This is a genomic window from Kitasatospora sp. MBT66, from assembly GCF_000710405.2.
GTDB lineage: Bacteria > Actinomycetota > Actinomycetes > Streptomycetales > Streptomycetaceae > Kitasatospora > Kitasatospora purpeofusca.
Window position 1 is genome coordinate 13,072 of sequence record NZ_JAIY01000001.1, and the last position, 7,619, is coordinate 20,690.

A 7,619-nucleotide genomic window follows, 5' to 3' on the forward strand; every position below is an offset into this window, starting at 1 on the left:
AACCACCGGTGCGCGTCCTCGATGCTCGAAGGCAGCGACGAGGCAGGCACGGCGCCGAGACGCGGGGTGAGCGAGAGGCCCTCGGCAGCAGCGAAGTCCAGCAGATCCGGCTCCTCGCACCACTGCTGGCCTCCGTTCTCCCGCCAGGTGGACACCTGGGCCACGGTCCGGTCGAGCACGGAGATCGGCACGTTCGCCACGTCGAAAAGGCGGCACCCGATGAGTCCGCTGCCCTGGTACTGCTTAGCCGCGCTGCCGATCTTGTCTCCGTACACCTCCAGGTACAGGACGGTGATGCCCGCGCCGGTAAACCGGACCCCCGTGCTGAGCCGCTCGGCGAGAGGCTTGAGAGCGTTGACGATGCCCTGCGCCGGGTTGGCAATCCGATCGCCCTTGGCATACAGCAGCTCTTCGCGGGAGCCGATGAAGAAGTCACCGTCTTCGAGCAGGATGATCCTCCCGTTCGTGCCGTCCACCTTCTCGGTGAGCACCACCTCGCCAGTGAACGGCGTCGGGGTTTCGAGCAGGCCACCGTTGCGAGGATCGAGCTGGTGGTACGTCGGGATCGACGGGTACTTGGTCGCGGTGTTCAGAACACCGAGGTTGAGCGGAACCGGGCGCATGAATTCTCCAAGAGGGTAGATCAAGTACTGGGCTGGCTGGCCGACCCCGCGAAGCGCGGAGGCACGAGCAGGACTAGAAATAAGTTACAGCATTCGCTGTTCTATTGCAACTCTCATGAGTGGTCACTCGGTCGCCCCACCCGCCGACGACCGAAGGCCCCAGCTCGCCCCCGCCGGCCGGACAGCAGCGGCGACAGTAGCCATCGAGAAGGGCAGGACGGGCGGCCAGGAGGCGGCGAGCCAGTGCGGACAGCAGCGACACACGGAGAACAGCGGACCACGGCCAGGGGGCCGCCCCCGGAGCGACCAGCCCCCGGCGACGGCAGGGCGGCGGCCACCAACAGCCGACCCGAGCCTTTATGAAATAAGTTACATCGCTTGCTTGCGCAGCCCCAGCCCCCGCCCGGCGCGCCGGCGGCATCACCCCCCAACCCCCAAAAAACCGTCCACGCCAGCGCCCCAACACCTGACCCGTCCCGCCCTACCCCACACCCGCACCCGCACCCCGCCCTCCCCATCCCCAACACCTGCCCGTCCCGACCTGCTTCCCCCCCTCTCTTCGCTCCGCCCCACCTCCAGCCCCCACCAATCCAACCCACGTCTGCCAGCTCCCCTTCGCCCCACACCCCATACACCCTCACCCGCACCCCACGCCCGCACCCACCCTTCGACCAGCACCACCTCCCCCCACGCCCCTTCACCCCATCCACCCATCAACACCTGACAGCCCATCTCCCCAGCCCACCCACCAACACCCCACCGAGCACCACACCTTTCCGCCCACTCCCTTGCACTACCGATCCCAGCCACCCACTCTCACCCTCCAAACTGCAGCCCCCTTTGACTTCGCCAGCTACCGCACAGAGAAGTAGTCGGCGTTTCTGAAGACCCTTGTCCGTAGGCTCTGACCTGCGGTTTAAGTGATTTCGAGGGGCTATCCCGAAGCAACCTCCGAAGCAACTCGGTGAGCAACTCGCAGAGCAACTCGACAGGCAACCTCCGAAGCAACCTCCGACGCAACCTTGATCAACTCGGCGATCTGCGGTGGATCGAGGAGTGCTCGGCTTGCGTGGGGGCGCGTCGAGCCAGGCGCTGCGGGCGGCCGCCGGCGTCGCGGTGGCTACGGAGGGGAGATTTCTCCCCTGGAGACCAGAGAGAAATCTCCCCCTCTACTCCCGCCAGCCAGGGTGATTTCTCCGTCACCACGGCTCTGCTTGGTCGGGGAGAGAAATCACCCCTCCCCTTCGGGCGAGACGAGGACGCCCCGCGGCGGCCGGTCCGGCCCGTGAGGTATCGGAAGCAGGTGGTGGCGCAAGCGCCCAGGCTGATGCAACCCAGAGCACCACGAGGCACGTGATCGTCTCCACCAAAACAGGGCAGACGAGGCGCAGCAACGCGATGGCGACGAAGATGCCGATGATGGCCTTGCCGAGGTTGTCACCGTTCAGTGACCGCCGTCGGGTGCTCGGGGTTGTCGGCGGCCTTCGCACCACGGGACGGGTGGCTTGAGCGCCAGCGGCGGGCGAGCAGGAGCGGCCCGCCCGTCAGGACAAGCGCGCCAGCGACGGACTGTCGGGACAGGAGAAGGACCGTGAGGCCGGGACCTCGAACGCGGTCACTCTGTACTCCCGCAGGTGGTCGTCGGGGCGCGGTGCAGTTGGAGGAACGCGAGTGCGACGGGGTCCCCGCCGACCCAGGCGCGTAAGGCGGTGTTCTCGGCACGCAAGGTGCGCAGCAGGCCTTCGAGGTGGGCAATGTGTGCGTGGAGGTCGGCGGCTGTGGGCTGCTGGCCGGGTATCTCGGGTGGGTCCGCGGAGCCGGCCGGCGACGGGCTGCTGTTCACCGCTGAGCTCCCCAACCGTTCTCGGTCCGGCGGGCAGCCTGGAGGTGCGCCAGCTTCGAGCGTGCGGTGGTGACCGCGGCGTGCCGCTGCGGGGCGCTGGCCTTGTAGCGGTCGGAGTTGACGGCGCAGGCACGGTTGAGCTGGCGGTACGCCTGGCGGATCTGCGTGTCCTGGTCGTGGAGGTGGTTATCGGCCTTGCGGGCGGCGGCGAGCCGCGTGGCCTGCTTGCGGGCGCGCTGGCGCAGCTCCTCCTCGGTCAGGCCTCCGCGGACGCCGGTGTAGGCCCGGTCGCGCAGCGCGAGTTCCTCGCAGGCTGCGGCTGCGGGGCAGCCCCCACAAATGTTCTGGATGGTGAGCTGCCGGCGGGTGTGCCAGCTCTCGGTGGTCTCGCTCTTCTCGCGCTCGAAGGGGTCCTCGGCGGGGAGGCTGAGCAGCGAGCAGTGGCCGTTGGCGAGCGCGGCCTGGAGCTGTGGACGGCGCATGGTTTCGGCGGTCGGGGAGTGGTGGCTGGCGGGGGAGCTGTGCTGGTGCCGGGTGTGGCGTCCGGTGGCGGCGGGCTGGTTGGTGGTGGGCACGGAGGGCCTCCTCGGGCGGGTTCAGGTGTGCGTGGTCTCGCACATCCAGCTCTGAATCATTTGACTTGCTTCAGTTGATTCAGCATGCTGCCCTGAAGATCCGCGAACGTCAAGCGCGAATGGAGCCCGATGGAACTGCCAGGTGCCGAGGTACGGCAAGATGAGCCCATGGCGGCATCCACCACCCAGAAGCAGCGCGCGGCCGATGCCGTCCGAGCGGCCATCCAGGCCGGCCTGTACCCGGTGGGCAAGAAGCTGCCCGGTCTGCGCAAGCTCAGCGAGACCCACGCCGTCGCCTACAACACGATGCGCGAGGCGCTCGCGATACTGACCAGCCAGGGCCTGCTCCAGACCATTCCGCAGGTCGGCAGCGTGGTGCTGGCCGGATACCAGCCCGTCGACGTCGTGGCGACCGAGCAGGGCAGGCTGGTCGTGGTCTCGCCGACGACCGGGCTGGCAGAGGCCACCACCGTCGAGGTCTGCCCCGCACCCCCAGCGGTAGTCCCGGTGCTCCAGGTACCGGCCGGCGAGCAGGTACTGCTACGCCGAAGCACCCACTTCGTCGACGGCGCACCCTGGGCGGTCGTCGAGACCTACCTACCGCCGGCCCTTGCCGATCTCCACCCTGCCCTGCGCCGTCCGGACAGCTCGGGAACCGACGAACTCGAGGAGCTCAGCACGCACGTCCACCACCGGGCCTGGATGACGGCCCAGGAGGCGGCACCCGAGACGGCTCGTCTTCTCGCCAGCGACGGCACGGTGTTGTCCTGGACCCGGGTCGCGCTCCGCGACGGTGAGCCGTGGTGGTGTCAGATCGCCTCGCTGCGGGGGGATCGAGTCCGGGCGCTGCACCCCTCCGCCACGTACACCAACGGGCCCTCCACCTAAGGCTTCAGGGCGGAGAACACCCGGAAAACCAGGGTGGACACCCAGCCACGGTGTCGGGATAGGGTGACAACCCAGTAACCGAACGCAAACCCGAAAAGGCAAAACCCCGCGGCCTTAGGCAAGCCGCGGGGGAATGAGCCGAGAACCGATCGGACGGTGTCTCGCTATGACCGAGGCTACCCGCATCCTCACGCGGGTTGACCCGGCACCCGCCGCACGAGCGCGTGTCCAACCGCAGCTCCGGCGGGGCTTTGTGCTGTCCGCGGCCATCAGCGCGATCGGATTCAGCGCTCCCTTGAAGGGGGCTCGCGTGTCATAAGAGAGAACTGGGCGGCCATACCTCTATCCCGAGGCGGTCCGCCCTTCCTCGCTGGAAGCGAAGTATCCCTCTCCGCTCAACCAGCCGTCACCGCGCAGTGGAGTTCCCGCTCCCCTTCGCGAAGACCGGGCCCGAAGGCCCGGCAGTAACTGCCCTCCAGCAGTCGACCCCCGAAGGGGCCTTCGTGTTGTCCCGAGGCAACCTCGGGAGAACGGAGTACATCTTGCAGCACCGCCATGCCGTTTGTCAGCTTGACCCTCCTGCGCAACCGCTCTTCCCAGCCATCGGGCACGCTCCTGGCGGCTCCTGCCCGACGCGTCCGCCGGTAGCGCTCACCTGGGGAAACACCAACCAGGGAGGCCGGGACAACCTGCTGGTTGACGGTGAACCCTCACATCAGTGCAGGCAGCGGCCTTGGACACCACTCGGGCCGATCCGACTTGTCCGCGCTGCGGCGCAGCACCGCGCTCTGCGGCGCGAGGTTGTCCCCGGCCGAAGTGTTCTTCCCGTTCCGTGTCACACGACGGCCCCCTCGGCGGCCTCTAGCTCTGGCTGGAGCACCCATGGGTGGCGACCGGCCATGACCGTGACCATCCGGCGCCGGCCTTCGGCGCCGGCCGAACCATGCTGCCTGGGTGTCCGACGGGCAGACGCCGGGAGATCCATGCGCGCCTACGCCGTCCACACTCCAGGCCCCCGAGTCTCCGGGGGTGCCGGGCCCCGCTCGTCGGTCCGGGCCTGCCGGGGTGCGCAACTGCAGACGGGCGGAGGCCGATGAGCGTCGCCGCGGCCTCTGCGGAAGGACCGCTGCCGGTCGCTCCTGCCGGTCGGCTGGAGGCGGTGGCCGGCTCCGGTACGCCCTCCACACTGCGGCTCGGCTCCGGGATGCGCCGGCGACTGCGGACGGCTGTCCACTATCTGCTCGCCGAGCCCGAGATGCAGGGGGCCGGCGACCTCGACCGGCTGCTGCGGATCATCGTGGTGGCCAAGGCCAACAGCCAGCGAATGTGTGCGGCGTCCTCGACTGCGGCCGAACTCGGTCGGTGGGCGGGCGTCGGTGCCTCGTCCATCGACCAGACGCTCGCCCGGCAGCGGAAGGCGGGCACGCTGGTGAGCCGACAGCGCCGCGGCGTAGCGGGGGTGATCGGTCTCGACGTCGGCGTGCCCGCGATGATCGGTGCCAAGCGCTCCGGCGATCTTCGGCATCCGCTGGCGCTGCAGCGGCGTGAGCTGGCTGTCCTCCTGCGCCTGCTCGAGGTCTTGTTCGCCCCGGGGTGGCGCCACGCCGACCGGGCCGACACTCCTGGGGGTGTACTCGCCGAGCGCAAGGGCCGGGGCGCGGCCACCGACCGACTCGCCTTGCTCCTGCTCGCGCTGGAGGCGCGCTCGGACGGATCGGTGAGGATGTGCGGGGGGCGGATCGACGAGCGCCGCGGGCGCTCGGCTGCGACGCTGGCCCGCCTGCTGGGGTGCACTCCCGACGGCGCGGCCAAGGTGCTGGGTCGGCTCCAGCAGCACGGGGCGATCGAGCTCGTCAGGAGAAGCACGCGCTCGGGGCTGCTCGGACGCGGCCGGATCCTCGTCCCCGCGGTCGTCGGCGCGTCTCCCCTGAGCGTCGTCGCGCCCCACGAACCGGCCCCCACCGAACGCCCTGGTAGTGCAGACAGGGAGATCCCTGCTCGGCAGGCGGAAAAGTCCCAGGCCAGGCGGGCCCGAAAGGCTGTCGGGCCCCTGATCGCACACCAGCCTGCTGCTGTGGACCTTCACGCTCCTCACGCTGCGTCAGCTGTTGTCCCTGATTCTGCTGAGGTCTCTGGGGGTAACTCCGGCGAAGCCGAGATCGGGGTACCCGCCGTCGCCGGTGGCGCGCGTGCGCACGCGAGGGTCCCGGCTCCGCGGGTGAGCGCCGGTGATGAGCACTCAACGGGCGAGCCCTTGGACGCGCTGCGCGCGGAGAACTGCCAGCCCAGTCGCTCATCGTCTTCCGCCGAGACCAGGCGCGGGCACGGCCGGACGGTGGAGCTGACCAGTGCCCCAGTGCTGTCCGTGATGGCCGAGATCGCACCGCTCGTGGACCGGCTCGACTCCCGGGAGCACCGGGTCGCCGCTCAGGCGATCGCTCGTGTGCTGCGCGTTCGCACTGCCGCCGACCTGGGCCGGCACCTGGTCGGCCGGCTTGCTCCGATGAGCTTCGAGGGGCCCCGGGACGACCGGGGGGTCATCAGGTCCCCCCTGGCCTGGCTTCTGTCGCAGCTTCCCCAGGTCACCGCCTGCGGGAGCTGCGGGCGGACGTTCCACGGCTCACCGAGCCACTTCGGGACCTGTGACCAGTGCGCAGGCGGACCCGCGGCCGGTGCCGTCCACGGCATCTGCCCGGGCTGCGGTCGGCGGGGCGAGCTGTTCGCCGGCGGCGACTGTGCGGGGTGTGAGCACGAGTCCGCCGTCACGGCCGCCGCCGAGCTGGCCGTCCAGCGGGCCCTGCGCTCCGGTGCGACTGCTCGGGACGCAGCCGAGAGTGGAGCTTCGGTGCGGCGGGCTGCGGCTGCCGCGGCCGAGGCCGCCACGGCGGCAGGTGCACATCCCGCGTTCGCCCGCCTCGCCGCCCGGCTCGCGGCGGACACCCATGGGCTTCCCGGCCTACCCGCGCCCCGGTCTCGGATGGTTGCTTCGGCTTCCAGCCGAACCTCGGCGCACATGCCCGTCACGCGTTCATGAGCGCTTGGCCCCCGCTCGTGAGCGGGGGCGCCGGAGCGCTCCGCGTTGCTCGTTGATCGTGAGCGCATCCAGCGCGCGGGTGCGAGCGGTCGCGTCCCATCGAGCGGGCCGGGGTGCTCCGCTCCTCCGGCCGGCGCTCCCGCTCTCCGCAGCTGCCGGATAACGAGTCGCCACCGTGAGCGGGACAACCCAGAGCCGCGCGCATGTTGTCCCCGGCCGAGCCGCCCCAGGGGGAACGGCCGCGGGAACGGGTACCGAACCGTCGCCATGTTGTCCCGGGACAAGCGGGCGGCTCGGCCGTGTTGTCCCGGAGTCCGCCATCGGTTGTCCCGCTGACCGAGGGTGCTGACCTGGGGTTGTCCCCGGGGTGCGGCTGGCGCTCGCACGGATGCCCGCGATGTCTCGGGCATCCGCGGCCAGGGTGGCCGGCCACTTTCCTGCAGCGGAGCGTGGGCGCCTTCGTCGTGCCTGGCCCGCACTCGGCGGTCGTCCCAGGAGCGATCGCACTCACCAGCTGCGGGCACCTGCGCCCGCCCCGGACTCGGCAACACGACCATGAGCGCCCCTCTGCCTCGGCGCCATCCGAGCCGCCCTGAGCGCCCCGCTCCCGCCACTCCGACCGGTGAGCGCACCCGCCCGACGCTCACCCCAGAGAT

The 7,619-nt window shown here is 70.2% G+C and carries 4 protein-coding genes; 2 read left to right on the plus strand and 2 right to left on the minus strand.

Annotated features, from left to right (window positions below; genetic code table 11):
- Together BI06_RS50105 and BI06_RS00035 are read right to left on the minus strand one after the other, a co-directional pair.
- A partial coding sequence (locus BI06_RS50105) for an RNA ligase family protein (protein ID WP_043463401.1) occupies positions 1-623 on the minus strand: 623 nt, incomplete at its 3' end.
- A gap of 1,839 nt (positions 624-2,462) precedes the next feature.
- Complete coding sequence (locus BI06_RS00035) at positions 2,463-3,041, minus strand: WhiB family transcriptional regulator (RefSeq protein ID WP_043463406.1); 579 nt, start codon at positions 3,039-3,041, stop codon at positions 2,463-2,465.
- A 168-nt stretch (positions 3,042-3,209) separates the two neighbouring features.
- Between BI06_RS00035 and BI06_RS00040 the strand changes: the two genes are divergently transcribed.
- Both BI06_RS00040 and BI06_RS00045 read left to right on the plus strand, forming a co-directional pair.
- Entirely contained in the window at positions 3,210-3,929 is a 720-nt protein-coding gene (locus BI06_RS00040; RefSeq protein ID WP_043463409.1) for a GntR family transcriptional regulator, read from the plus strand.
- A 1,093-nt stretch (positions 3,930-5,022) separates the two neighbouring features.
- A complete protein-coding gene (locus tag BI06_RS00045; RefSeq protein ID WP_043463412.1) occupies positions 5,023-6,963 on the plus strand; it encodes a hypothetical protein in 1,941 nt (646 codons plus the stop codon).
- Positions 6,964-7,619 lie beyond the last annotated feature (656 nt).